The following is a 26,387-nucleotide window of genomic DNA, read 5'->3' on the forward strand; positions in this document are numbered from 1 at the left end:
GGGGCCAATCCTAGTCCGCAACCTCAACAGAATCATCGACCAACAGGGCATCCAACAACGCGAGAAGTTTCGCCCGAATCGGCGCAGCCTCTGCGGCAAGTGCTCGTTGCCGCGCCACGTACTGCGCTTTGCCCTCCGGTGTCTCAACGGGGACAACGCCAAAACCCAACCCCCGACAGTCATAGGGGGAGGCCTCCATATCCAACGTACGAGCCTTTACCGCCAACTCAAAGGCATCCAGCAGGAGCTCACCCGGGACAAGCGGGCCCATCTTCGCCGCCCATTTGTACAAATCCATAGACACATGGACGCAGCCAGCCTGATCGTTAGCAACCTGTCCCTCACGCGTCAGCACCGTCACGTTCAACGGCTTGGCGGCAGGCGTGAAGAAACGGTACGCATCAAAGTGGCTGCACTTGACCTGGTGTGCCTCAACCACCGCATCGGTGCCTTCAGGACCAAGGCGCAGCGGCAAATCATGGCGCGGCGTATCCCGGTAAACCATTGCCCACTCATGCATGCCGAAGCAGTCAAAGTGTGGCGAGCGCTGCTGCGTTGCCCGCAAGAGTTCGCGGATACGCTGCATGTCGTTACCGCGTTTGGCCAGGAATTCGGTGGGGTTGAAGGAGGCGTTATCTGGGGCGTCGATAAGCAGAATGCCCAACCCCGGATGCCACCGCTCAAGCTGACTAGCCCGCACCGGATAGTACTCAAAGAGGAAATCCCACACAGGGTGCTTCTCGCCGTGAGTGCGGCGCTGGCGATGCGGGACCGTATAGCGGCTGGCACGCTCCAGATGAGCCGCCTGACGTGCCTGCCAGACCTGCGGGGGAAGACTAATCGTCTTCATGCGTCCAGTCGGTCACGGTACCCACGTACTCCTCAATGATGTCCTCGAGCGCGGCGACACCCACCAGCTCACCATCCACACGCACCTGCGCCATATGCGCCGAACGACGGTGCATACTTGTCAACGCATCATCCAGGGACTGCGAGCCATCCACAATGCTCAACGGACGAATACGGCTGACCGGCACAAGCGCACGATCATCCTCCGCCGCAAGGAAATCCAAAATGTCCTTCACATGCACATAGCCAACCAACACGCCCGGCGCGCGCTCAACGGGATAACGCGAAAAGCCAGTCTCACGTACTGCCTCTTCGATCTCATCAAGGCGAATGCCGCGCGGGTGGTACGCAAGGGTGCGCACCTCATCCAACGGGATCATCACCTCAGTGACACTGCGAGACTCCGTACGCAGGGCGTTGGCCAAACGACGCGTCTCCTCCGCATCCAGCAAGCCTTCCTCGTTGGACTCACGGATCATGGTGGCCAGCTGCTCCTGGTCCACCGTGGATTCCAGTTCATCGCGCTGTTCAATACCGAAGGCCAGCAACGTCTTACGAGCCACCCAGTTCATCGCCTCTAGCAGCGGGCGCGTCAGGCGCATCCACACCGAAAAGGCCGGCACCAGTAGCATCGCGGTCTTCTCCGGGCCCGCAATGGCAATGTTCTTGGGCACCATCTCACCCAACAAAATGTGCAGGAACGAGATGATGATTAGTGCGATGACAAAGCTGATGGGGTGCAACAGCTCCGACGGCAGACTTGTCGAGGCAAACGGCACCTCAATGTAATGGGCAATCGCAGGCTCGGCCACCTTACCCAGAATCAGCGACGCCACCGTGATACCAAACTGCGCACCAGCCAAGTAGATAGAGAGGTGCTCCGTGGCGTAAAGCACGCCCTTGGCTTCCTTCTTGCCCTGGGCCAAGAGTGACTCAAGACGGTCACGGCGCGAAGACACCAGTGCAAACTCCGCCGCGACGAAGAACGCATTCGCCAACAGGAGGACGACAATAAGCAAAACTGCAGTCACAATGCTCACAACGCACCGCCTTCCTGAAACGCTGCGGCTTGCTCAGGCGTGACGGGGGACAAGATGGCGCGCTCCACGCGGCGATCATCCATCACCGTCACGCGAGCCAGCCAGAAGCCGTCCGTGACGGTCTCCAGCTCCTCCTGAAAGCTCGTCGCCGTAAACTGCGGCAGCACAACCTTGTCGCCCACCTGCGGAATCCGACCAAGCGCCGACATGATCAGGCCACCAAGCGTTTCATAAGGCCCGTCCGGGGCGGCGTAGCCGGTTTTCTGCGTGAGCTCGTCAAGACGCACAAGGCCCGCAACCTCCCAGGAGGTGCCGAAGCGTTGGAAGTCGCGCTCGGATTCTGCGTCGTCGTACTCGTCGTACACCTCGCCGAGGATTTCCTCAACCACGTCCTCAATGGTCACAAGGCCTTGAGTACCGCCGTACTCATCGGCCACCAGCACAACCTGGGAGCCGGCGGAGCGCACGCGGTTGAGCACTGCATCTCCATCGAGTGTGCCCGGCACGAACGGCACTGGGCGTGCCATGGAGGCAAGCTTGGTGGTACTGCGCGCCTCACGCGGGACGTTGAACGCGTCCTTGATGTGGACCACGCCAATCGTGTCGTCCAGATCGCCGCGACGTACCGGGAAACGCGAGTGGCCGGACTCCTGCGCAAGCGCGATGAGATCCGCTACGGTGTCCTCCGCGTCCAGCGCTTCGATGGTGGAACGCGGCGTCATCACCTCTTCTGCCGTGGTCTCGCCGAAACGCAGCGAGCGATCAATCACGGCAGCCGTCTCCGCGTCCAGGCCACCTGCCTCAGCCGAGTTGCGCACCATCGCGCCAAGCTCCTGGCCCGAGCGTGCCGACGCCAACTCATCCGCCGGCTCAATACCCATCTTGCGCACAATCCAGTTAGCGGAGGAGTTCATCGCCTTGATAAACCACTTGAACACCGCGTTAAACGCATTCACCGGCGGAACGACGAAACGAGCGGTGTGCAGCGGCTCTGTGATCGCGATGTTCTTCGGCACAAGCTCACCGAACACCATGGAAAGCACCGTGGCCACCACAAGCGCAAGCACCAAGGCAACGGGGCGCGAGGCGCTTTCGCTCAAGCCCACCAACTGAAGGAGGGGAGTGAAATACTGGCCGAGTACAGGCTCTGCCAAAAAGCCAGCGGCCAGCGTGGTCAGCGTGATGCCCAGCTGCGCACCGGACAACACGAAAGACAGGTTGCTATGGCTGCGCGCCACTGCGCGCGCCCGGGCGTCACCCTTCTCACGTACGTGCGCCTCAATAGTGGAGCGCTCAAGGCCCGTCATGGCGAACTCGATAGCCACGAACAAGCCTGTGGATGCGGTGAGAAGCAGAAACCCGATAAGGGAGAGGATGGATATGAATATGTCCATGGTGTGGTGCTAGCGCGAGCGCTTTAGCGTGAGTGTCTCCTCCTGCGTTGCTGGTTGTTGCGACGCTGGTTGTTTCGGCGCCGGTTGTGTTGCGGTTTGCCTGAAGACCGTGCGGGGGCTGCAGCACGCTGCGGCTGTCCCGGCGGTGGCAAAGGTTGCCCTTCAGGCTTTGTTGCTCCAGTAATTTTAATCAGCTCGGGGCTCAGCGGCTGTACTTGGACCTCCGGCGCGTCTACACCCGCCTTCTTCAACAGCGTTGCAACCTCTTTGCGCTGCTCATCCATCACCAACGTCACTACCGTGCCCGTGGTGCCAGCGCGGGCGGTGCGCCCGGCGCGATGCAGATACGCCTTATGCTCGGCGGGTGGGTCGATGTGGACGACCAACGAGACGTCATCAATATCGATACCTCGCGCCGCAATATCGGTGGCCACCAGCACGGGCGTCGAGCCGTCCGTAAACCCCTCGATTGCGCGGGTGCGTGCGCCCTGGCCCTTGTCGCCGTGCAGCCCTTGGGCGTGGATGCCAACGCGGCGCAACTTCTTTACTTGCCTGTCCACGCCATGCTTGGTGCGCATGAACATGATCGTCTTACCTTTACGCGCTGCGATCTGCGTGACAATCTCGGCGCGCGTGTCCCGGTTGCCAACCAGCAGCCGGTAGTGCTCCATCGTGTCCACTGCAGCCTCCACCGGGGCGGTGGAATGGGTGACAGGCGAATGCATGTAGCGCTTGACCAGCTTGTCCACGTCCCCGTCCAGAGTCGCGGAAAACAGCAGGCGCTGCCCGCCGCTTGGCGTCATGTCCAGCAGTTTGCGTACCTGTGGGATGAAACCCATGTCTGCCATCTGGTCGGCCTCATCAAGCGCGGTGATCTCCACTCGATCCAGGTGTAGATAACCCTGGTTGACCAGGTCCTGGGCGCGGCCCGGGGTGGCCACCAAAATATCTACCGGGGCGGCGAGCGCACGGATGTGGTGGTTGATATTCACGCCACCGACAACCTCAATCACCCGCAGCCCAAGCGCGCCTGCTGGCTCCTCCAGCCGCTCCCGGATCTGGGTGGCCAGCTCACGCGTCGGTGCCAAAATAAGACCTCGGGGCTTTCCGCTTTTCGACGGCGCGCCTTCCAACCTCGCCGCCATCGGCAACCCAAACGTAAACGTCTTGCCGGAACCAGTCGGCCCGCGGCCAAGCACGTCCTTGCCCGCAAGCACGTCCGGGATCGCCGCCTGCTGGATGGGGAAGGCATCCGTGATGCCCTGTTTGTGCAGGACACGGACAATGTCGCGGGGCAGGCCGAGGTCGGCGAAAGAAGTCATCCGAGAGATTCTAGTAGGACAACTCTTCGCGGTCACCCGACCACGCGGTATGGAACGTGCCCTCCATATCCACACGGCGGTAGGTGTGCGCGCCGAAGAAGTCGCGCTGGCCCTGAATCAGTGCCGCCGGCAGGCGCTTGGAGCGCAGCGAATCGTAGTAGGACAGGGAAGACGCGAACACAGGCACGGGCAGGCCGAGGCGGGTGGCGGTGACCACGATGCGTCGCCAAGCATCAACAAGCCCCTTTTCCAGCTCACCCTTGAAGTACGGATCAAGCAACAGGGAGGCAAGCTCCGGGTCGCGCTCATAGGCCTCAGTGATGCGGTTAAGGAACTGCGCGCGAATGATGCAGCCGCCACGCCAGATACGAGCCAGATCGCCCGGCTTGATGCCCCAGTTGTACTCCTGGGAGCCCGCGTTGATCTCATCGAAGCCCTGGGCGTACGCCACCAACTTGGAGGCGTACAGGGCGCGGCGCACATCCTCCACAAACTCCTCGCGCGACACTCCCAGTGCCTCAAGCGTGGTCACATCGCCCGCAGGCAGGTTCGCGCTCTGGGCCGCCTCACGCTGCGCGAGCGCTGAAGACAAGGCGCGGGCAAACACAGCCTCACCAATACCGGTCACCGGCACGCCCAGGTCAAGCGCTTCTTTCACCGTCCAACGGCCGGTGCCCTTTTGGCCAGCGGCGTCCACAATGATGTCAATGAACGGCTTGCCGGTACGCGCATCCACCTGGCGGAGCACCTCAGCGGTGATCTCAATCAGGTAGGAATCCAGATCACCCTTGTTCCACTCCGTGAAAATGTCCGCGATCTCCGCAGGCTCCAGCCCGGCAGCGTAACGCAGCAAATGGTAAGCCTCACCAATAACCTGCATATCCGCGTACTCAATGCCGTTGTGCACCATCTTCACAAAGTGGCCGGCGCCATCCGGTCCGATGTGAGTCACACACGGTGTGCCGTCCACCTTCGCCGAAATATCCTCCAGCAGCGGACCCAAGGTCTCCCAAGACTCCGCAGGACCACCCGGCATAATTGACGGCCCACGCAACGCACCTTCCTCACCACCAGAAATACCGGCGCCCACAAAGTGACGGCCCGTGGCAGCAACCTCCCGCTCACGACGGATCGTGTCCGTGAACAGGGCATTACCGCCGTCAATGATGATGTCACCCTCATCCATCGCCTCAACCAGCTGCGCGATCACAGCATCCGTCGCGGCACCCGCCTGCACCATGATGATCGCCTTACGAGGACGCTCAAGCGAGGCCACAAACTCCTCGATCGTCTCAGCCGGAATGAAGCTGCCCTCATGGCCAAACTCCGCAACCACCGCGCGGGTCTTCTCCGGCGAGCGGTTATAAATAGCCACAGTGTGGCCCTTGGATGCGAAGTTACGCGCCAGGTTGGAGCCCATCACAGCCATACCAACAACGCCGATCTGAGCAAGGGAAGTATCCGAAGCAAGTGGGGTAGTCATGCAGCACAGTGTACGTGGCCGCGTTGGGCAACTGCGTCTCGGATTAGTTTCCGACTAGCCCACAAACCCCAACACCATACGTATAGTGACCGGCATGGAAATTGCAGAGATCAACCGCATGAATACCGGATTCGCCCAAACCATCGGCATGGAAGTCACCGCTTGCTCCGAAGAAGAGATCAAAGCCCACATCGACGTGGGCCCTGAGCACCTCCAACCGGCAGGCATTGTCAACGGCGGCGTCTACGCGGCTATTGGCGAGACCCTCGGCAGCCTCGCAGCCATGTTCACCAGCCAGAAAGCTGCCGTGGGCATGAACAACAACACGGACTTTCTGCGGCCAGTGTCTTCCGGCCGCATTGAGGCAGAAGCGATCCCAGTCCACATTGGCCGCACCACGCACCTGTGGCGCATCGAAATGCGCAACAACGACAAATTGGTGGCGATCACCAACCTGAAGTTGATGATCAAGGGCTAGCTACCCAGCCTAGAGCCAGTGGTTCTTCCGGAACCACCAGAACATCACTGCCATCGCGCTGAGCATGACTAACAGTGCGGCCGGGTATCCAAACGCCCAACCTAGCTCCGGCATGTTCTCAAAGTTCATGCCGTAAATACCCGCGATCAGCGTGGGCACTGCTGCCATACCAACCACAGCCGAGATCGTGCGCATGTCCGCGTTTTGCTGCATGCTCACCTTCGCTACCGAAGCGTTCAGCAGGGAAGACAGACGCTCATCAAAGCCCGAAACGCGATCCGAGGCAATTGTTGCGTTGTCCTGTACGTCGCGGAAGTAGGATCGCAGCGCTTTGCGCACCATGTCCTTGTTATTGGTCAGGCCGTTTCGAAGCGCAGGCGCCAGCGGGTCAATGGCGTGGCGCATCTCCAAGATCTCACGCTTGTAGTTGTAGATCTTGTCAATGTTGATCTGGCGCTTCGGCGTGAACACCTCGTTTTCCAGCTCATCCACGTCCTGGCTCAGGTATTCCGCGACCCGCAGATAGTTGTCCACCAAGTAGTCCGCCACAATCCACGCAACCGCACTGGGCCCAAGGACAACGAGGTCTTCTTCCGCCTCCAGCTGGGCAGTCAGATCCGGCAGTGGTGCGTTGTGGCGAATGCTTACCGCAAAATTCGGTCCCGTAACCACCTGCACCTCGCCGGTGGAAATGATCTCACGGGCGTCCGCTACTTCTTCGTCATCGCGGTAGTGCACGGAGCGCACAACCATAAACAACTGCTCGTCGTAGCGTTCGATCTTGGGACGCTGGTGGGCGTCCAACACATCGTCCACAATCAGGTCATCAATATCGAAGATGCCGGCAAGCCGCTCCATCTGATCCTCAGTGGGGGATTTCAGTGACAACCACACAAACGCGTTCTCGTGCTGCTGCACAATTTCCATTGCCTGGTTGACGCGAATATTGCCGGGCAGACGCTTGCCGTCTACAAACACCCGGCAGAAATCCATCGAGCGTTCAATAGGCACCCGGATGGGCGTACCCGAAGGGGGCTCAGGTCTTTTCGGTCGCGGTCGCGTAAGTGGAATGCGTGGCGGCATGGGCTCCAAGCCCCCTTTCATTGGATCAAGGGGAGGGCGCTCCCGAGGCGCTCTCAACGTAATAGGTGATACTACGCGCAGACCCCGGGTTAGAAAACTGTCAGGCCACGGGAGCGAAATACTGAACGCACATGTTCCAAAGATTCCGCTGTCGGGGGAGTCGTGTCCTCCAACTGGTAGTCCAAACCAATCTTCTTCCACTTGTCCGCGCCCATGTTGTGAAAGGGCAGGACCTCTACACGCTCAACGGTGCCTTTCCAGCGTGCGACGATGTCAGCGACCTGCTGCACGTTGTCCTCACCATCCGTCAGGCCCGGCACAAGCACGAAACGTACCCAGACCTTTTTGCCCTTTGCGTGAAGACGATCACCGAAATCAATCGTCGGCTGCAACTGCCGTTCAGTGACGTGCTCATAGGTGTTCGGATCACCAGACTTGACGTCCAAGAGGAACAGGTCGATGTTGTCCAAGTCCTCGTCCGTTAGTCGCGCGCCCAAGTAACCGGAAGTATCAACCGTGGTGTGCACGCCCGCGTCATGCACCGCCTTGAGCAAACGACGGGTAAACGCGATCTGGAACAGCGGCTCACCACCCGACAGCGTTAACCCGCCACCGGAGGCGTTGAACACAGGTTTGTAGCGTAGGACGCGCTTTACTACCGCGTCGATACGCTCCAAAGTGCCCTCTTTCATCTCCATCGTGTCCGGGTTGTGGCAGAACTTGCACCGCAACGGACAACCAGACAAGAAGAGCGTCAAACGGGTGCCGGGGCCGTCAACCGCAGTCACCAACTCCCACGAGTGGATCAAGCCGATCTCGCCGGTACGGCGTGCGTCGAGCAACTCCGGACGGGTGATCTCCAAATCATCCGTGGATAGCCCACCTAAACCGGCAGCGACGCCGCGCACACGCTCACCCTGTTCGGGCTGAAGCGTGACAACGCCGCTGGTGCCATCAAACGCCATTTACGCGCCCTGGTGGAAGGTACGGGAAATGACGTCGCGCTGCTGCTCCTTCGTCAGCTTGACAAAGTTCACGGCGTAGCCGGAAACGCGCACCGTCAGGTTCGGGTAGTTCTCTGGGTGCTCCATCGCATCTTCAAGCGTGGACTCGTCCAACACGTTGATGTTGGCGTGGTACAGGCCAGACTCCATGTTGTTTGCAGCACGGGATGCCTTCATGGAGGCGAGACGCTCGTCAAAAGTAGGGGTAGACATTGTTCGAAGTGCTCCTTTATCTGTGTGAAGTGGGGGATTAGGCCGGCTGGATGGTCGTGTCAGCGTTGTCCATGATGAAGCCCGCGTCCAAGACACCAACCAGGTTCTTGACTTGCTCTTCCTTGTTGCGGCCAAGACCAGCAGGAGTGATGGTGTTGGTCAGCGAAATGCCGTCCAGCGCATCGTTGTAGTCCAGCTTGCCTACCGAAAGCATGGAGGCAACCATGCCGTGGTTATCGGCACCGTTTTCCGGGTTTGCGCCCGGCGCGAACGGAGTACCGGCCTTGTGCCCGGACGGGAACGAACCGGTGGCCTTGCCGTAGACAACGTTGGAGGTAATGGTCAGCACGGACTGCGTCGGAATGGCGTCGCGGTACATCGGGATCGCCTTGATCTTCTGCATCACGGTGTGCACCACGGTGGCAGCGATGTCGTCCGCACGGTCATCGTCGTTGCCGTAGAACGGGAACTCACCCTCGGTGATGTAGTCCACCACTAGGCCGGTCTCATCACGAACCGGGAAGACCTTGGCGTACTTAATCGCGCTGAGTGAGTCAGCCACAATGGACAGGCCTGCAATACCGCAGCCCATGGTTCGGATGATGTCAGAATCATGCAGCGCCATCTCAATGGACTCGTAGGCGTAGCGGTCGTGGCAGTAGTGGATGATGTTCAGCGCCTCAACATAGGTGCCCACAACCCAGTCGAGCATCTCCTCGTACTTCTGCCAGACTTCGTCGAAGTCCAGTGGGCCGTCGCCAAGAATCGGCGTGTGGTCGCCATCGGTGATCTGCTTGCCGCTGACCTCATCGCGGCCGCCGTTGATGGCGTACAGCAGCGCCTTCGCCGCGTTGACACGCGCGCCGAAGAACTGCATCTGCTTGCCCACCTTCATAGGAGACACGCAGCAAGCGATGGCGGCGTCATCGCCCCACTTGTCACGAATCTGTTTGTCAGACTCATACTGCAGCGAGGACGTCTCAATGGAAATCGCGGCGCAGAATTCCTTGTATCCCTCCGGCAGCTGCGGATCCCAGAAGATCGTGATGTTCGGCTCTGGTGCCGGGCCAAGATTGCGCAGTGTCTGCAGCAGGCGGAACGCAGTCTTGGTTACTTGGTGGCGGCCGTCCTCGGAGAAGCCTGCGTCCGTCCAGGTAGCCCAGTACGGGTCACCGGAGAAGATCTGGTCATAGTCCTCGGTGCGCAAGAAACGCACGATGCGCAACTTGATTACCAGAGCGTCAATGATCTCCTGAGCTTCAACCTCGGTCAGGGTGCCGTTGGCCAGGTCGCGCTCAAAGTATGCATCCAGGAAAGGGGAGAGGCGGCCAATAGACATGGCAGCGCCGTCCTGGCTCTTGACTGACGCCAAGTAGCCGAAGTAGGTCCACTGCACTGCTTCCTTAGCGGTGGAAGCCGGTCCGGAGATGTCGAAGCCATAGTCCTCGGCCATCTTCTTCAGCTTCTTCAGCGCTTTGATCTGCTCGGCGTGTTCCTCGCGGTAGCGCGCCCAATGCTCGGAGAACCCGTTAGCAAGGGAGGCGTCCTTGGCCTGCTGCTTTTCTTCAATGAGGTAGTCCACGCCGTAGAGCGCCACACGGCGGTAGTCACCAATGATGCGGCCACGGCCATAGGCATCCGGCAAACCTGTGACGATGTGGGAGGAACGTGCCGCACGGATGCGAGGCGTGTAAATGTCAAACACCGCGTCATTGTGTGTCTTGCGGTAGTGGGTGAAGATTTTCTTCACATCTTCATTGACCTCTTTGCCGGCTTCTTTAATGGCCTGCTCGACCATGCGCCAGCCGCCGTTCGGCATCATGGCGCGCTTGGTTGGGGTGTCCGTCTGCAGGCCAACAATCACATCATCATCTTCGGAGATGTAGCCCGGGGCAAACGCGTCGATGTCTGCAGGCGTGTCCGTATCTACGTCATACACACGGCGTTCACGTTCAACAGCGAGGTAGGTTTTGTCCAGATAGTCCCAGAGGCGAAGCGTCTTTTCGGTAGCGCCTTCAAGGAACGAGGCGTCCCCGTCGTACGGGGTGTAGTTGCGCTGCACGAAGTCGCGGACGTCAATTGTTTCCATCCACGGGCCCGGCGTGAAGCCTTCCCATGCTTGGTGCTGCATTTGCGGCTGAGTAGAAACTGTCACAGTTGCACGGTCCTTCTCTTGACTATTGAAGTGTTCCTGCGGCTGCGCTTGGGCAATTCCCGCTTGACGACGCCACGCGCGTGCCGCTCACATCCAAGTATAAAGAAAACCGGACCCTTTAGGTAATACGAATGGCGTGACGTTTGGCACAGAAAACCCGCCCTCATGGTGAGGGCGGGGGAGCTGAGTGCTGCTAGCCTTGGCTAGCTTTCGGCCTCGGCTACTTTTCGGTCTCCGTGTTTTCACGCGCCACGCGCTGCAGCAACTGGCCATTGGTGGTGACCAGGTTGTAACGACGCGAGTTAAGCGCGTTGAGCAGCCACGTAAACGAGGTGACCACGCGGTTGCGCAGACCCTGCAGGAACTGAACGTGGACGAACAGCCACATCAACCAGCCGATGAAGCCGCTGAACTCAACCTTGCCCATCTTCACCACAGCGTTGAAGCGGGAGATGATCGCCATGGAACCCTTGTCAAAGTAGCTGAACGGGTCACGCTGATCCGGCTCCACGCCGTGCTCAACCTGCTCTGTGATGATCTTGGCCACGTACTCGCCAGACTGCATAGCCACCTGGGCAACGCCCGGAAGCTTGTTCAGGCTCATCATGTCGCCGATGATAAACACGTTGCGCTTGTCGCCGACGGAGCAATCTGGGTTGACTTGGACAGTGCCGTTGCGGTTGACCTCAACGCCGGTCTGCTCGGCCACAATGCGGCCCAGCGGGGAAGCCTCAACACCAGCGGACCAAATCTTGGTTGCAGCCTTGATAGTCTGCTCCTCATTGGTCTTGGTGTCCTTGTACGTCACGGACTCTGCGTCCACATTGGACACAAGTGCGTTGAGGATCACGGTTACGCCTTCGCGCTCTAGCTGGCGCTGAGCCTTCTTGCCCAGGCGCTTGCCAAATGGCGGGAGGACCTGCGGCATACCGTCGATAAGCACGATCTTGGTCATCTCCGGGCGGAAGGTGAACTGGCCCTGCTCGAAGGAACGGTGAGCGAGCTCAGAGATCTGGCCTGCCAGCTCAACACCGGTCGGGCCAGCGCCCACGATGACGAAAGTGAGCAGCTCCTCGCGCTCTTCAGGCGTTGCAGCAAGCTCGGCACGCTCGAAGGCATCCATGATGCGTGCGCGGACCTCAAACGCGTCATCCAGGGTCTTCAGACCCGGTGCGAACTCGGCGAAGTGGTTATTGCCAAAGTAGGACTGGCCAGCGCCGGCAGCCAGGATCAGGGAGTCATACGCGTAAGCGCGCTCCTCACCACCGTCAACGGCGGTGACGGTCTGGGCTTGCGTATCAATGTCAGTGACCTCGCCGCGCATAACCGTGAGGTTGTCAATGCCGCGGGTGAGCTGACGCACCGATACCGCGATCTCGCCAGAAGATAGAAGACCAGTTGCCACCTGGTAGAGCAGCGGAGCAAACAGGTGATGGTTGGTGCGGTTGATAAGCGTTACGTCCACATCGGCACCAGCGAGCTCGCGGGCTGCATAAAGGCCACCGAAACCGGCACCGACGATGACTACGTGGTGGCGGTTACCAGTAGGGCGGTATGGCGTTGCTGCCATGTTGAAGCACTCCTTGTGATTGAAGCTGAAAATACCCCGGTAGATACTACGCCCCCATCCCGGGTTGTAGCACAGTGAGGGCACTTAGCGGCACTAAGGTGAATGCAATGACAGTCAACAGCGCCGCAGATCACCTTGTGGGTGTGGATGCATCCGCATGGCCTGGAGTAGCTGCGCCACCACACATACGTGGTGCCGCACTGCGATCAAAGCGTGCCGAGGCAGCGTTTGCCAAAGCGGCTTCCCAGGCAGGGCTTGCCCTTGATGGCGATGAACCCGCGCTGGTAGTTGCCCATGCGGATGTGTTTGCGCGAATTGCTGCTAGTGGCTGGATTGGCCTTGCGGAGGGATACCTGGCAGGAGAGTGGGAGACGGCAGACTCTGACGCGCTAGTGGCCGTGCTGCGCGGCCTCATTGCGGCAAAGTACTGTCCGAAAACCCCACGAATTTCACCCAGTAGGGCTGCTGATGAGCTGCCGGCGGACCTGATTAGCCATTTCTCCGGCGACGGCGTTAGCCCATTTCAGGGGCATTTTTCGACAGGTGTGCCTACCACGCAGCGTGAGCTGGTGAAATCCTTTGTGCGCGGCGCGGGGCGTCAACATGAACCTGCAAAACATTTCGTCGATGTGACGGAGTTCGCCACACCGTTGGATGCAGGGCGCGGGGATTTGAGCGATGCACAAGCCCGCAGTGCCGCGATGCTCCTTGACGCAGTGCATGCCGGAACAGGCATCCACCTGCAGATTCGGCCCGCGGCGGGCTCTGCGCTGGCGGTTGCGGCGAGCCGTCGTGGCGCGACCGTGGACTGCGTGGCAAATTCTGACCAAGCAGCTGCGGAGCTGCGTGAACAACTCACGTTTGCGGGTGTCGCCGATGCTGTGCGGGTTGAGACCTTGGGCGAAGCTGCCCACGGTGCGTATGACGCCATTGTGAGCGTGGAGCACCTTGAGACACTGCCGGAGAAGGCTAAGGGGGAGTTCCTGCGCTTGCTTGATAACTCCCTGGTTCCAAGCGGTATGGTGTGTATACAAACGGTGGTGTGTGTGGAGCGGTTGCCGTCGGCGGCCGTTGCGGCCCTCGAATCGCTGCGGGCATACATTTGGCCGGGCTTAAGCTTTTCGACGTCACACGACATCGCCAAAACCACCGACCGGAACACCGGACTGCGCATCATCGCGGAGACGCGAGCGCCGGAGCACCTGGCTGAATCGTTGGCGTTGCAGCGCCGAACCTTTGAGGGCAATCTGCGCGACGCGGCGGCCGATGGGTTTGACGTTGTGTACCGGCGCCTGTGGATCTGGCAGCTGGCGCTGCGCGAGGCGTTGGCGCGAGAGGGGATGCTGAGCTTGACACAGCTGACCATGGTTCGGCGCCGGCGTCGCGGGCGCTAGGTCGAAGGGCGGGACTAGGGTGCGTCCCCACTAACGTTACTTGACATAATGTACATTATCGGACAAATAATGATAATGGCCGCACCATGGAAAGGTGAAGCCATATACCCCCAATAACGTAACGTGACGTTAAGGGCGACTATTTGGCCAGGTTGATGCGGATGTTGATCTCGCCTTCCTCCGCAATCTTTGCCGCGACAAACTCCGGCGTGTCCACACCGTAATCCAAACGGTTAATCGGAATGTCGCCCGCGATAATCAGGTTGTCGCCGGAACGCGCAACCTCAAACGTCTGCGTCACAGAGTTCGTTGTCCCCATGATGGTCAGGTTGCCCGTAAGCGTCACCTCTCCGACGTTGGCGTCTGTGGGCAGCTCGCTGACGTCGACAGGCTCAGTGAGCTCAAACGTGGATTCCGGGAACTGATCAGTATGGAAAATCTTGCGACGGACATTGTTATCACGTACATCGCTGTCTGTGGTGATATTCGTCATGTCCACAGTGATCTTGCCGGCGGTCAGCGTGCCGGCCTCAATGGTTGCAAATCCGGTAATACCGTTCGTGGATCCCGAGGTCTCCCTGCGCTCACCGGGCAGCACCTCATTGAAGGTGAATCCGGCTGCCGAACGGTTTGCGTTTGGGCGGTTGCTCACGCTCCATTCGCCATCAATGTCGGTTGAACTTGGCTTCAGTGCCGAATGATCGATACCTTCCGTTTTTACGCCACTGCCAAGCATGTTGATTGCTAGCGGAACAAATGCAATGAGCAGCGCAAATACGGCAAATACGGAGACTACCGCGATCAGAACCTTTTGTTTCGTCTGCACCTTCTACCTCAGCTTTTCAATGTGTGTGGCCAGCTCAACTAATTCGTCACAAAGGTGACGAATTTCGTCTGCCTTTGCCCCTTCCGCAGCTGCCGTTGCAATATCTTCCGCGGCGCACTTGAGCGCATACAGCTCATCGCGAAGCTCTCCTACGCGCTCCGGGCGCAGTACAACGGAGCCTTCAGCAACCGCCGTACCAGCAATATTATGCCTTTGCTCATACGCACGCTGCTTGCAACTGGGGCTGCAGTATTTCCGTTTCCTGCCTCTCCCCTCCTGCGGCGCCAGCTCTTTCCCGCACCACTGACAAGCAGGTGCGGCCCTGTCGGTAAAACTGGTCTGGGCTGCCACGCCCAAACATTCTAGTACAGCCGGGAACAATCCTTGAAGCTTCCTCGTTATACTTAATCGATCGCACTAATCGTTGCAGCAAATGAAGGGACTGTGAGAGCATGGCAGATCGCGTGTTGCGCGGCAGCCGAATGGGCGCTGTGAGCTACGAAACGGACCGCGACCACGACCTCGCGCCGCGTCAAATGGCCAAATACAAGACCCCCAACGGTGAGGTCTATGAGGTGCCGTTCGCGGACGATGCCGAGATTCCCGAAGAGTGGATGTGCAAAAACGGCCAGATCGGCATCCTGATGGAGGGCGAAGGCGTCGAAGCTAAGCCAGCCAAGCCGCCGCGTACCCACTGGGACATGCTGCGTGAGCGCCGCAGCATCGAGGAGCTGGATGTGCTCCTCGAGGAGCGTTTGGAGCAGCTGCGCAAGCGGCGTCGTAACGCAGCGCGCATTGCCAAGGAGCAGCAGGCCGCTAACGGCCAGTAGTCGCGCGCTTCAACTCGTGCTTGGCTAGGTTGGTGAACTCACCAACCGCCGCAACGCCGTCACCGACAAGGTTGGCGGCGTTTTTTGGTGCCTTGGCCAGCGGGGACTTCTTCAGCTCGTACTTCGCCAGCTTGTACATCTCCCCAACCGTAGTGGCTGCCTTCTCTGCGGCAGAACCCAAGCGCTCACCGGTGCGCGACAGAGCGGAGCGCTCAAATTCGTACTGCGCAAGCGCGCCCACTTCCTTGAGCAGGTTGGCGGCAGAGGTGGTCTTCTCCGCCACTCCCCACTTGGTCACCTCAGCCAGTGAGGTCGCTGCGAAGCTCGCGTTGAGCTTGGACTCCCCGAGCGTGCGGTCCTCAAACGTAATCGGCACTTCGCGAACGTCGAAGCCTGCCTGGCCCGCCTTGTGTGCAACCTCCGCCTGGAAAATGAAGCCCTTCGGCGAAAGCTCGTTGAGATCCAGCTGCTCGAGTACTTCACGACGAAACGCGCGGTAGCCAGCCGTGAGGTCATTGACATCCTCCCCCAGCGCCGCGGAGATGTAGCGGTTGCCCAACTTGGACAGCAGGTAGCGCTGCTGCGGCCAGTTAGTCACCTCGCCGCCATCAACGTAGCGAGACCCGATGACTAGGTCCGCGCCGTTCTCAATTGCTTCCAGCAGGCGTGCAAGCTCCTCCGGGGCGTGGGAGCCATCCGCATCCATCTGGCAAATGACCTGGTAGTCGCGCTCAAGCGCCCAGCGGAACCCTGCACGGTAGGCGGCCATCAGACCATCCTTGGCGGTGCGGTGCAACACGTGGATCGTGTCGTGTTCTGCCGCCAGATCGTCCGCAAGTTTTCCGGTGCCGTCGGGCGAGTTGTCGTCCACAACAAGGACGTCAACATCGGGTGCAGCCTCAATGACTCGGCGGGTAATCAACGGGAGGTTTTCCACCTCGTTGTAGGTGGGGATGATCACCAGAGTCGAATTCGACACGTCGGAAGCTCCTTTAGCGTTAAGCATTGTTCAGGTTAGTTAACATTTGCAGCATACTCGCGACGTGCCAGCAGCACCGCCGCAGCACCTGCAAGCACAAGCAGCCACTCCAACACCGCGCCAAAGCGGGCAGCCGGAGTCAGTCCGGTGCGAAGCGGCAATGCTTCTACAAGGTGGTTGGCCTCAAAAATCTCTGTTTGCTGGGAGACAGAACCATCCGGGTGCACGATGGCAGACACACCCGAGGTTGCGGCGACAACGACCGCACGGTCCAACTCAATGGCGCGCATGCGGCTCATCGCCAACTGCTGGTAGGTCATGTCGGTGAAGCCGAAGGTGGCGTTGTTTGTAGGTGTGGCCAAGATTTGGGCGCCGTTTTTCACCGCCATCCGGTAGGCGGGGTCCTCCGCAACCTCGTAGCAGGTGGCTACACCCAGGATGGTGTTGCCGATTCGCACCACGCCCGGACCATCCCCTGGCTTGAAGTCGCCCGCCAAGTCCACAAGGTCAGAGAAGTTGCGGAAGAAATCCCGCATAGGCATATATTCGCCAAACGGCTGGAGGAAGCGCTTGTGGTGCATATCGCCGGGTCCTGTCACCGGGTCGAAGACGACTTGGGTGTTGCGGGCCCCGACTTGGTCACGGGTCAGCGTGCCAACCATGATCGGCGCGCCCACAGCTTGTACGGCGGAGTCAATGAGCTGCGCAGCCTCAGCATCCGTAAACGGATTGACGTCAGATGAATTCTCGGGCCAGATAACGAAGTCAACATGGGTGCCAGCAAGCTTGAGCGTCTCATTGACGTGGTTGGCCAGCACCGCGCGGCGCTGCGCGTTGAAGTCCAGACCAAGCCTTGGCACGTTGCCTTGCACTGCGGCAACCGTCACCTCGTCGCTGGTTTTCGACGGGGAGTCCACCCCCAACCAAGCACCCAAGCCGAGCAGAAGTGGCGCGACGACACCTGCAGCCGCAGCCACACGCGCACGTCCTGAACGAAGCACCAGGGCGCATAGACTCGCGCCAACAATCACCGTGGCACAGGTAACTAGCACTGGCCCACCCCACGCGGCAAGCGAAGCCAGCGGTCCATTGATCTGCCCCCAGGCAAGGCGAACCCACGCAAACCCTCCAAAAGGCACAGAGGAGCGGATGAACTCCACTGCCACATACACCAGTGCAAACGTAAGGAAGCCGTAGCGGGTGCGCGCCACGCGCACCCCAAAGAGGCCGGTCATAATAGCGTAGAGCGCCATCGTGATACTCAGCGCAACATAGGGCATCGCTCCGACAAATTCGCCGATCCACGGCAACAAGTAGAGGTAGCACGCCACACCGTGCACAAACCCGAGCAGCGCGCCAAAGGCGGCACTCGGACGCTCCTGCGCAGCACCCGCCAGCCCAATCTTGCCGGTTACCTCCGGCGACCACGGCGATAGCGCCAGGAACAACAGCGCAATACCGGCAATGGCGCACCACCAGTAGCCATGCGGTTCATAGGACAAATACACTAGCCAGCCAGCAAGGGCTGCCAGTGTGATGCGGTAAAACGCCAGCACCTAGTCGTCCCCCATCCGGTACCACTTTTCCAGTTCCTCGGCGTCGATAACCTCGTGGGACGTGTCCTTTTCCGGGGTGAACGTTCCGTAGCTGGTGCGGTAGCGAGACATCGGAGCCGACTCATAAACGCGCATGCCCACTTGCTCAATGTCGCGGCGAACACGCGCCGTCAACACGCCGCGGATCAACGCGCGCGCCGGCGGCAAAATCAACAGCAACCCCACAAACGAGGACACGAACCCCGGCACGATACACAGCGCCCACCCCGCCAACAGCAGTGCGCTATCGCCTGCCAATCGGCCAACAGATGAACGCCCTTGTGCTGCGCGCGCCACGGCAGCGCGAAGCGACAAGCTGGCGGCAAACGCCCCGAGCGCCATCAACGCTAGAACCAAAAGGAGCGCCCAACCCACCCCGATTGCTTTGGCAACTCCCCAAAACGCCAGCATCTCAACGGCAAAGTACGCAAACATAAGCAGCGGCATGTGCCATAGGCTACCCGCCAAGCTGTGCTAGCAGCCAACGCACATCCCGGCTGAGCCACGCGAAGTACGGTCCGAAGTGGTTCATACCGGTGCGCCCCAGAATGCGCGGCAGCCGCCGCGTATGCACATCCACGCCCCAGGCGCTGCCGAGGGTGGTGACGGTTGGGTGGGGCACGAGGTCGTCGAAAAGCGAAGCCCACAGGCGGATCGGGATACGCGGCGGGCGGCGCGACCCGAGCCGGGAAGCCTCAAGATGTGCCGATGTCAGCGGCAAGTCTGCCAACAGCTCAGCCATAGTTTGGCCGGTAGTGGTCCATGTGCTTGTCTGCGCCCACGGCCTGTGCAACACCGCGCCTGCCGCACATACCTGCGCACCGAGCATGACAGCGCGCACCCCTTCCCCACTCAAGTGGGGGGTGATCTCGCCAGCAATCCGCTCATCCGCGGCCATGAGTGCCGCCACCGCGTACAGGATGACAACAGAGGACATTGCCCCGTCCACATGGTCCAGCATGGCGATCAGATCGGCCGGCGGGGCGCCCACTACAGCCGCAAGCGGTTGCAGTTCAGGGGTGTACTCCGGCTGCTCAAGCCAGGCACCTACCGCGCCGCCGCCTTGGGAAAACCCCCACAGGCCGAGGTTGGTGGTGTCTATACCAAGCTCGGATGATGCCCGCAGCGCGTCAGCCAACGCGCGAGCTGATGAGACGTGGTCGCAATACAGCTGCACGTTGTCTTCGGGATCACGCGGGTAGTCCGTGACCACCACGTTCGCGCCGCACGCCAACAACAGGTTGATCGCCGGCTGCTCATACGCCGCGATGGCGTCCAAAGGACTGCGACGGGTGCTGAAACCCACGGTGCAGGTGTAGGAAGGATCACAACGCGGCGCGACCCCCTGTGTGGAGGGGGCAAACGCCACCGTGGGTGCCTCGCCTTCACCCCGCCACGGCGAGAGCGATCGGAATACGGCTCCGGTTGCGCTTAAGACGCGGCTATCGCGATCACTCGTTGCGTAGCTGATGCGCCACGCTTTGGCCGGGTTCATCCGACCACCAAGGCCTATCGGGCTGATCGTTTCAGCCGCCAAGAGCTGTCCTGGGCGCGCGCCAGCAAGCCAGGTAGCGGCCGCGAACTCAGGGTCTGTGCGTGGGCGAAGCACAAATACGCTTCCCGCCAGCCCCAATGCCGTGCGTGCGATCGGTGTAAACAAGCTCTATTACCTCGGCATATGGCGCCAAATTGGGCGGGGCACAAGGCGCATGATGAAGGCAAGCAACGCAAGCCTGCCCGGAATCCACACGGTTTGGCTGCGACCGCGGCTTGCGGCGGAAACCACTGCTTCCGCTACAACGTCCGGAGTCACCGACATGATCGCCGGTTTCATTCCGGTGGTCATCTTGCCAATGACAAAGCCTGGCCGCGCCGTGATCAGGTGCAAGTCGCTACCGTGCAAGCGATCCGCCATGCCCTGGCAGAACGCGTCTAGCCCCGCCTTCGTGGAGCCGTAGACGTAGTTCGCGCGGCGCGCCCGCCAGCCGGCAATGGAAGAAAAGGCGAAGATTTCGCCGCGCTGCATTACGTCTGCAAGCACGGTGAGCATGCTGACCTGGGCGAGGTAATCCACGCTGGCAATACGCACGGCTTCCCGCTCATCGCGCTCAGCCAGCTCCTGGTCGCCCAGGATGCCAAACGCCACGATGGCGGTGGTGAGGTTGTCCACCGACTCAACCAGCGCACGGTGCGACTCTAAGTCAGTTGCCTCAAACGCCACCGTCCGCACGCTACTGGCACCAGCATTGAGCAGTTGCTTCTCGACGCCCACGCCAACCCCCACATCCCTCACCGCACACACCACATCGCGGCCCTGACAGATACGCTGAGCAATCTCACCGCCAATATCGCTGGTAGCGCCAAGGAGAAGAATTGTGCCCTGACTTAGCATTTAAGTGCCTTTGGGGCGTTGTTGAGTGAGCGGGCACCTGTATCCGTCAGCGTCACAATGTCCTCGATGCGTACACCGAACTGACCGTCGACGTACACGCCCGGCTCAATGGAAAACGCCATACCTTCCTCAAGGACCAGGTCAGAACCGGCGATGATGAAGGGCTGCTCGTGAATCTCCAGGCCGATGCCGTGACCCAGGCGGTGGGAGAATTCATCGCCAAAACCAGCCGCTGTAATGATGTCGCGCGCAACCGCATCCAGCTCACCAGCCGTCATGCCTGGGCGCGCAGCAGCTGCGGCAGCCTGCTGGGCTTCGAGCACTACCTGGTAGGCGCGTTGAAACTCCGGTGACGCCACAGCACCCGGCACTACATAGGTGCGCGTGCTGTCCGAGTGGTACCCAGTGTCAAGTGTGCCGCCGATGTCCACCACCACCGGATCCCCTGGCTGCAACACGCGGTCAGAAAAGTCGTGGTGCGGATTAGCGCCGTTGGGGCCAGATCCGACGATGACAAAGTCCGCCTGGGCGTGCTCACGGCGAATGAGTTCGGCGATTTCAGCCGCAACCTCTGCCTCCGTACGCCCGGCGACCAGCAGGGCGGGGACCTGCTCGTGGACCCAGTCGATGGCGGCGCCGGCCCGAGCCAACTCAGCGATCTCCGCCGGGTCCTTGATCATGAACATGTCCGCAAACTGCTGCGACATTAGCCTGGTTTCAGGCAGCACGCCCTGAAGACCAAACACGTGATCCGCGGTCAACGTCCGGGCAAGTTCTGCAGGTCCCCCTGCGACGTTGGCCACGGCAGCGTACGGGTTTTCGCCGTCGCGCCACGATTGCACGGTCACGTCCGTAAGGGCCGGCAAAGAGGCCGCATCCGTCGCCGGGGCGATAAGCACCTGGGAATCAGCCGTTACTACCAGCGCGGTCAAGCGCTCATGCGAGTGGAACTCATGCCCAGTCAACGCCTTCATCTCCGCGCCAACGCCGATAACCAGGGCAGTGACATCGGATTGCGCTACCCGCTTCTGTAGTGCTTGGCGGCGTGTTGCGTAGAACTCCTCAGCAAACAAATTCATGGCCACAATCGTAGGGCGCTAGCATGGTCGCGTGTCCGTCTCCCCCGCCCATCTCGTCCGGCTCCACAGTGCCAGCAGTTACTGCACCGGCACACTTGTCGCACCAGATGTGGTGCTGACCTGCGGCCACTTCTTCATTCCGCTGCTGGCAAAGCTTCGCAGTGTGATGTGCTCCGTAGGCGAAGAGCGCCGGCGAATCGACGAGCTCTACCTTTTCCCCGGCACTGACATTGCGCTGGTTACGCTCACAAAACCAGTGGTGCTTGGAGACTTTCCCACGATTGGACCGCCACCTTCACTGCTCAGCCAAACCGTTACTTTCGGCTTCGGCGGAGGAGCACGCACCCCAAACGCGCGCGCAGGCAGGTACCTCACGCCACTGCCCTTGGCAGTCTCGCGCGCAGGCTACACGCGCGTGAGGCCCGCAGGCCTCGTGCTCAGCGGTGCGATTAAAGGCGACTCGGGTGGACCCATCGTCGCGAAGGGACGCATCTTCGCCGTCCAGTCGCTGATCCTAGACCCATACGGCAGGAACCTTCGCTTGGCGACGGTTGCGTTAGTCTCACCCCGCGTCGTCGACAAGCTCGAGGCGCTTAAGCGCCGATAGCCACCACGCCGCGTCGCATAGCATCAATAGCCCGATTGGCGTTCTTGCGGATGGTATCGCTGTAGCCCGTGTTGTGGATCTGCTCCAGCACGTCAATGATCTGACGGCACCAGCGCACAAAGTCACCTGCGGACAACTCCGCGCCCGACTCCGCTGCCGCAGCCATGGCGTAACCTAACGGCGCACCAGCAGTCCACTGATGCACCGCCAGCGCGAACCCAGCCTCCGGGAGACGCGTCACCGGCAGCTGGTGGCGCTGCTCATCCGTAGTCAGCTCGTTGTAGACGCGCATCGTCTCATTCATCGCGTCCGCCATCGCATCTGTGGCGGCCTCCGGATACCCACCGGTGGTTTTGCGGTTCTCAAAGACCATCATTGAGGCAACGCCGGCCAGCTCCGCAGGATCCAACTCGTCCCAAATACCGCGCTTCAAACACTGCGCCACCAGCAAATCGGACACGTTATGGATTCTGGCCAGGCGCTCGCCCTCCTCCGTGACCTGCGGCTGGCCATCACGCAGCTCCACGTAGTCCAGCTCCGTGAGAAGGCCGATAATGCGCTCGAAGGTGCGGCCAAGCGTATCGGTCGAGCGGTCCACCTGGCGCTGGACGCGTTCAAGCTTGCGCTCCTCGCGCACCAACTGCTCGCCAACGCGAGCCAACAGCTCACGCTGCGGCGCCGGCCAATGGTGCGCCGGATGCTGGCGGATCGCCTCTCGCAGCGCCGTGACCTTCTTCGACGGACGCACCCGCGCCTGATCCTTCATCCGCTTCGGCGCGTGGAAATTGCTGCGCCTGAGAAGATCAACCACCTTGCGCGTGTGTTTGCGCGGCTGCTGCTGCATATGACGCGGCACCTTGATACGGCCCACCACAATCGGCGGATTACGGAACATATCCGCGCTAATGCGCCCAGACCAGCCGCGCTCCGTAGTCACCCACGGGCGGGGATCATCCTGCCTGCCCGCTGGCTGCACCACCGCGGCAAGCTCCGGCATCTTCTTGCCCGGAATCGCAACCACTTCGCCTACCTGCAGGCGGCCAAGGATCTTGCGGGTTTCTACTTCGCGGTCATGCAGGAAAGTGCGGCGGGCCTCCTTCTCGGCGTCGCTGAGCTCACGCCGCAGTGTCAGGTACTCCACCAGCTGGTCTGCGGCGTCGTCGGTTTCGGCACCGGCAAGCGTTGCAACGTCACGATCCAACTGCGCCCGCAGCTTTCGCACCTTCGCCTCGAGGCGCTCGATCTCGCGCACCTCACCCACCACCGAACGGTCAGTTTGGAACTGGGCAAACGACTGCTCAATGAGGCGAATGGAGTCCTCGTAGCCGTTCATGCCCAGCATGTTGATCGCCATGTTGTAGCCCGGCGCAAACGGTGAAATCAACGGATAGGTACGCGTAGACGCAAGCCCCGCAACCTCACGCGGGTCCATCGCCGGGGCCCACTGCACCACCGCGTTACCAATGTGGTCAATGCCGCGGCGGCCCGCACGCCCAGTCAGCTGCGTGTACTGGCCAGGTGTTAAGTCCACGTGTGCCTCACCGTTGAACTTCACCATCTTCTCCAGCACCACGGTGCGCGCCGGCATGTTGATACCCAACGCTAGCGTCTCGGTGGCAAACACCACCTTGACCAGGCCTCGCACAAAAAGCTGCTCAACAATGTGCTTAAACGCCGGCAACAGGCCCGCGTGATGCGCCGCAAAACCACGGGTCCAAGCTGTGCGCACTTGGCGATAGTTCAGAACTTCGAGGTCTTCTTCGGGGATGTCGGCTACGCCGGCGTCGATAATCGCCCGGATCTGCTCCTGTTCCTCCGGCGTGGTCAGTTCTTTTCGGGAGCGTAGGCATTGGAACAGTGCGCCGTCGCAACCCGCACGGGAGAAGATGAAGACGATCGCCGGCAACATGTCGCGCCCCTGCAACGCTCGGACCACCTCCGGTCGGCCGACTGGGCGCACTCGGTCCTGGGAGCGTTCGCGGCCGGAGCGCCGACCGTCCGCACGCGAGCGAAAGCCCCTGCCCTGCTCATAATCCGATCGGCCCTGGTCACCCGCACCCGCCTCAATGCGGGCAATGGCGCGTTCAAGTTCCCGATTCACCTGGTCTGAATCCGGCTCAAACAGCGGAAACACCTTGCGGCCGACCATCATGTACTGGCTCAGCGGCACAGGACGGTGCTCAGACACAATCACGGCGGTGTCCCCGCGCACCGTGCTCAGCCACTCACCGAACTCCTCCGAATTCGACACCGTTGCGGATAAGCCGATGAGGCTTACCGAATCATCCAGGTTCAAGATGATCTCTTCCCACACCGCGCCGCGGTCCAGATCCGCCAGGTAGTGGATCTCATCCATCACCACGTGGCTCAGCCTGTCCAACTGGGGCGATTCCGCGTAGATCATATTGCGCAGCACTTCAGTGGTCATCACAACTACCTCAGCGGAGCCGTTAATGGACACATCGCCGGTGAGAAGCCCCACGGCGTCCTCGCCATGCTCTGCAACCAGGTCGTGGTATTTCTGGTTGCTTAGCGCCTTAATTGGCGTAGTGTAGAAACACTTTGTGCCGCGACTCAGCGCCAGCGCCACGGCAAACTCCCCCACCACCGTCTTGCCGGAGCCCGTCGGCGCGCACACCAGCACCCCACGGTCCGCCTCCACCTCACGGCAGGCATCAAGTTGAAAGGGGTCGAGCTTAAAGCTTTTCGACGCCACAAATTCACCCAAAAACGTCCCAGACATAGCTACCAGCGTACGTGGTTGTGTGCGGGGCTAAAGAACGTCGCTAAACGGGTCCTCTGGCTTCTTCCGGCTGGGCGCCACAGGCTGCGGCGACTCTATCGGCGCGGCGGCAATTGACTCTGTGCCGCCAACCGATGTGGGCGCCGTGATTGGCCCGGAGGCCTCCTCATCATCTAGGTCCATCCAGTCCGGGCGCGCACGGTTTGTCCGCTTGTCATGGAGGCGGCAGAACTGAAACGCGATCTCTACAAGCACCGCCATCGATGTACCAAGCGCAACCATGGAGAACGGGTCTTGGCCAGGGGTCATAAACGCCGCGAAAATAAACAGGCCGACGATGATGATGCGGCGCTTTTCCTTCACCATGTCGTATCGCAAGATGCCCGCGAGGTTGAGCATGACAACGATGAGTGGCAGCTCAAAGCTCACGCCGAACACCACGGTCAGGCCAAGCAGGAAGTTGTAGTAGCTCTGGCCGGTGAGACCGCCTACCTGGACTTCCCCGCCCATGGTCATAAGCACGTACAGGCCTTGGTCCAGCACGAAGTACGCCAGCACAGCACCGGCGACAAACAACGTCACCGCAAGCGTGACAAAGGTAAACGTGTAGCGCCGCTCATTCTTGTGCAACCCAGGGGTGATGAAGTTCCAGATCTGCAGCAGCCAGATTGGCGAGGCCATCACCAACCCCGCCAGCGCACCCACCTTCAGGCGCAGCATGAACATCTCAAACGGGCTGGTGGCCAACAGGCGGCAGGAGCCGTCATGCGTGAAATCCGCACGCAAATCCTGCGGCAGGTTGCAGTAAGGGCGGCGAATAATCTCACCCAACGGCATCAGGCCACCGGGGGCGCTCTGGTACCAAATGAACCCGATGATGGTGCCCACCACAATGGCAACCAGGGACACAATAACGCGCCGGCGGAGCTCCGTCAGGTGCTCCACCAGCGTCATTTCCCCCTGAGGGTTATGCTTGCGCTTTCGCCTGCGAGCTTTTCCCGCCCGCGGCGTTGACGACGCCTGAGACGCCATGTGAACTAGCGCTGCGTCGGCTGGTTTTCAGGACGATCCCAGAAGTCATCGCCCTGGGATGCGCTGCTGGTCTCCGGGTTCACCGGGGAGGCCGGGTTAGCCGTGGTGGCCGGGCCTGCAGTCAACTCGCCCTGCGGTGCGGTGGTCGCAGGCTGGTCTTCCGCGTCTTCACGACGCATCTCCTTGACCTCAGACTTGAAAATACGAGCCGAACGACCCATCGAACGCGCCAAGTCAGGCAGCTTGTTTGCGCCAAACAGCAGCAGCACGATGGCAAGAATAATCAGAATTTCGGGAGCACCGAGATTAGGCATGTGCG

General features: G+C 60.6%; 25 protein-coding genes. 4 read left to right on the forward strand and 21 right to left on the reverse strand.

All coding sequences use genetic code 11. The annotated features are described in order from the left end of the window. Nucleotides 1–10 precede the first annotated feature (10 nt). The 5 genes from I6I71_RS09080 to gndA are packed head-to-tail and all read right to left on the reverse strand — an operon-like array spanning nt 11 to nt 6,088. Nucleotides 11–850 carry a 3-methyladenine DNA glycosylase gene (locus I6I71_RS09080; RefSeq protein WP_201820566.1) on the reverse strand — a complete coding sequence of 280 codons (840 nt, stop codon included), beginning with the start codon at nt 848–850 and terminating at the stop codon, nt 11–13. Continuing rightward, nucleotides 837–1,889: a hemolysin family protein gene (locus I6I71_RS09085; RefSeq protein WP_052204367.1), complete on the reverse strand. Its 1,053-nt coding sequence runs from the start codon at nt 1,887–1,889 to the stop codon at nt 837–839. The genes I6I71_RS09080 and I6I71_RS09085 overlap by 14 nt, the downstream gene beginning before the upstream one ends. Beyond that, nucleotides 1,886–3,283: a hemolysin family protein gene (locus tag I6I71_RS09090; protein ID WP_201820568.1), complete on the reverse strand. Its 1,398-nt coding sequence runs from the start codon at nt 3,281–3,283 to the stop codon at nt 1,886–1,888. Before I6I71_RS09090 ends, I6I71_RS09085 begins: the two co-directional genes overlap by 4 nt. A gap of 23 nt (nt 3,284–3,306) precedes the next feature. Then, nucleotides 3,307–4,605 (reverse strand): DEAD/DEAH box helicase, encoded by a 1,299-nt coding sequence (locus tag I6I71_RS09095; RefSeq protein ID WP_201820570.1) that lies wholly within the window; start codon nt 4,603–4,605, stop codon nt 3,307–3,309. A gap of 10 nt (nt 4,606–4,615) precedes the next feature. Beyond that, nucleotides 4,616–6,088, reverse strand: coding sequence for an NADP-dependent phosphogluconate dehydrogenase (gene gndA, locus I6I71_RS09100; protein ID WP_201820572.1), 1,473 nt, complete (start codon nt 6,086–6,088; stop codon nt 4,616–4,618). Between the two features lie 94 nt (nt 6,089–6,182). Here gndA and I6I71_RS09105 point away from each other — a divergent pair, with 94 nt between their 5' ends. Then, nucleotides 6,183–6,566 (forward strand): PaaI family thioesterase, encoded by a 384-nt coding sequence (locus I6I71_RS09105; protein ID WP_101734227.1) that lies wholly within the window; start codon nt 6,183–6,185, stop codon nt 6,564–6,566. Nucleotides 6,567–6,575: 9 nt separating this feature from the next. Here the strand turns inward: I6I71_RS09105 and I6I71_RS09110 are convergent, their stop codons facing one another. From I6I71_RS09110 to I6I71_RS09130, 5 genes are all read right to left on the reverse strand, one after another. Beyond that, nucleotides 6,576–7,649 carry a magnesium and cobalt transport protein CorA gene (locus I6I71_RS09110; protein WP_201820574.1) on the reverse strand — a complete coding sequence of 358 codons (1,074 nt, stop codon included), beginning with the start codon at nt 7,647–7,649 and terminating at the stop codon, nt 6,576–6,578. A gap of 89 nt (nt 7,650–7,738) precedes the next feature. After that, nucleotides 7,739–8,614 (reverse strand): pyruvate formate-lyase-activating protein, encoded by an 876-nt coding sequence (gene pflA, locus I6I71_RS09115; protein WP_052204355.1) that lies wholly within the window; start codon nt 8,612–8,614, stop codon nt 7,739–7,741. Further along, entirely contained in the window at nt 8,615–8,866 is a 252-nt protein-coding gene (gene grcA2, locus I6I71_RS09120; RefSeq protein WP_052204353.1) for an autonomous glycyl radical cofactor GrcA2, read from the reverse strand. A 37-nt stretch (nt 8,867–8,903) separates the two neighbouring features. After that, complete coding sequence (locus I6I71_RS09125; protein WP_101734229.1) at nt 8,904–10,997, reverse strand: pyruvate formate lyase family protein; 2,094 nt, start codon at nt 10,995–10,997, stop codon at nt 8,904–8,906. Nucleotides 10,998–11,241: 244 nt separating this feature from the next. After that, the gene (locus I6I71_RS09130; RefSeq protein WP_201820576.1) at nt 11,242–12,591 is read right to left on the reverse strand and encodes an NAD(P)/FAD-dependent oxidoreductase; all 1,350 of its coding nucleotides are present in this window, start codon (nt 12,589–12,591) and stop codon (nt 11,242–11,244) included. A 107-nt stretch (nt 12,592–12,698) separates the two neighbouring features. Between I6I71_RS09130 and I6I71_RS09135 the strand changes: the two genes are divergently transcribed. Then, nucleotides 12,699–13,985 carry an SAM-dependent methyltransferase gene (locus tag I6I71_RS09135; protein ID WP_052204348.1) on the forward strand — a complete coding sequence of 429 codons (1,287 nt, stop codon included), beginning with the start codon at nt 12,699–12,701 and terminating at the stop codon, nt 13,983–13,985. A 139-nt stretch (nt 13,986–14,124) separates the two neighbouring features. Here I6I71_RS09135 and I6I71_RS09140 read toward each other — a convergent pair whose 3' ends face one another. Then, nucleotides 14,125–14,811, reverse strand: a complete 687-nt coding sequence (locus tag I6I71_RS09140; protein WP_236587294.1) for a YceI family protein — start codon at nt 14,809–14,811, stop codon at nt 14,125–14,127. A 3-nt stretch (nt 14,812–14,814) separates the two neighbouring features. Next, nucleotides 14,815–15,162 (reverse strand): hypothetical protein, encoded by a 348-nt coding sequence (locus I6I71_RS09145; RefSeq protein ID WP_070494969.1) that lies wholly within the window; start codon nt 15,160–15,162, stop codon nt 14,815–14,817. Nucleotides 15,163–15,263: 101 nt separating this feature from the next. On the opposite strand from I6I71_RS09145, the gene I6I71_RS09150 reads away from it, so the two are divergent. Continuing rightward, a complete protein-coding gene (locus I6I71_RS09150; RefSeq protein ID WP_052204342.1) occupies nt 15,264–15,641 on the forward strand; it encodes an RNA polymerase-binding protein RbpA in 378 nt (125 codons plus the stop codon). On the opposite strand, the gene I6I71_RS09155 is transcribed toward I6I71_RS09150, so the two are convergent. Genes I6I71_RS09155 through I6I71_RS09180 form a run of 6 tightly spaced genes read right to left on the reverse strand, consistent with a single transcriptional unit; the run spans nt 15,628 to nt 21,686 of the window. Continuing rightward, the gene (locus I6I71_RS09155) at nt 15,628–16,647 is read right to left on the reverse strand and encodes a polyprenol monophosphomannose synthase (protein WP_070494968.1); all 1,020 of its coding nucleotides are present in this window, start codon (nt 16,645–16,647) and stop codon (nt 15,628–15,630) included. The genes I6I71_RS09150 and I6I71_RS09155 overlap by 14 nt on opposite strands. An 8-nt stretch (nt 16,648–16,655) precedes the next feature. Then, complete coding sequence (gene lnt, locus I6I71_RS09160) at nt 16,656–18,176, reverse strand: apolipoprotein N-acyltransferase (RefSeq protein WP_201820579.1); 1,521 nt, start codon at nt 18,174–18,176, stop codon at nt 16,656–16,658. Then, nucleotides 18,177–18,662, reverse strand: a complete 486-nt coding sequence (locus I6I71_RS09165; protein WP_201820580.1) for an FxsA family protein — start codon at nt 18,660–18,662, stop codon at nt 18,177–18,179. 10 nt (nt 18,663–18,672) lie between these two features. Continuing rightward, the gene (locus I6I71_RS09170) at nt 18,673–19,875 is read right to left on the reverse strand and encodes a lipase family protein (RefSeq protein ID WP_201820581.1); all 1,203 of its coding nucleotides are present in this window, start codon (nt 19,873–19,875) and stop codon (nt 18,673–18,675) included. 6 nt (nt 19,876–19,881) lie between these two features. Beyond that, nucleotides 19,882–20,607 (reverse strand): SDR family oxidoreductase, encoded by a 726-nt coding sequence (locus I6I71_RS09175; protein ID WP_101734233.1) that lies wholly within the window; start codon nt 20,605–20,607, stop codon nt 19,882–19,884. Further along, entirely contained in the window at nt 20,601–21,686 is a 1,086-nt protein-coding gene (locus I6I71_RS09180; RefSeq protein WP_201820582.1) for a M24 family metallopeptidase, read from the reverse strand. Before I6I71_RS09180 ends, I6I71_RS09175 begins: the two co-directional genes overlap by 7 nt. A 31-nt stretch (nt 21,687–21,717) precedes the next feature. Here I6I71_RS09180 and I6I71_RS09185 point away from each other — a divergent pair, with 31 nt between their 5' ends. Beyond that, nucleotides 21,718–22,293: a trypsin-like serine peptidase gene (locus tag I6I71_RS09185; protein WP_083439733.1), complete on the forward strand. Its 576-nt coding sequence runs from the start codon at nt 21,718–21,720 to the stop codon at nt 22,291–22,293. On the opposite strand, the gene I6I71_RS09190 is transcribed toward I6I71_RS09185, so the two are convergent. The 3 genes from I6I71_RS09190 to tatA are packed head-to-tail and all read right to left on the reverse strand — an operon-like array spanning nt 22,280 to nt 26,382. After that, complete coding sequence (locus I6I71_RS09190; RefSeq protein WP_201820583.1) at nt 22,280–25,036, reverse strand: DEAD/DEAH box helicase; 2,757 nt, start codon at nt 25,034–25,036, stop codon at nt 22,280–22,282. The genes I6I71_RS09185 and I6I71_RS09190 overlap by 14 nt on opposite strands. Before the next feature lie 30 nt (nt 25,037–25,066). Further along, a complete protein-coding gene (gene tatC, locus I6I71_RS09195; RefSeq protein WP_083278985.1) occupies nt 25,067–26,068 on the reverse strand; it encodes a twin-arginine translocase subunit TatC in 1,002 nt (333 codons plus the stop codon). A gap of 5 nt (nt 26,069–26,073) precedes the next feature. Then, nucleotides 26,074–26,382, reverse strand: coding sequence for a Sec-independent protein translocase subunit TatA (tatA, locus tag I6I71_RS09200; RefSeq protein ID WP_052204324.1), 309 nt, complete (start codon nt 26,380–26,382; stop codon nt 26,074–26,076). Between the last annotated feature and the right edge of the window lie 5 nt (nt 26,383–26,387).

Source organism: Corynebacterium riegelii (assembly GCF_016728505.1).
GTDB classification, from domain to species: domain Bacteria; phylum Actinomycetota; class Actinomycetes; order Mycobacteriales; family Mycobacteriaceae; genus Corynebacterium; species Corynebacterium riegelii.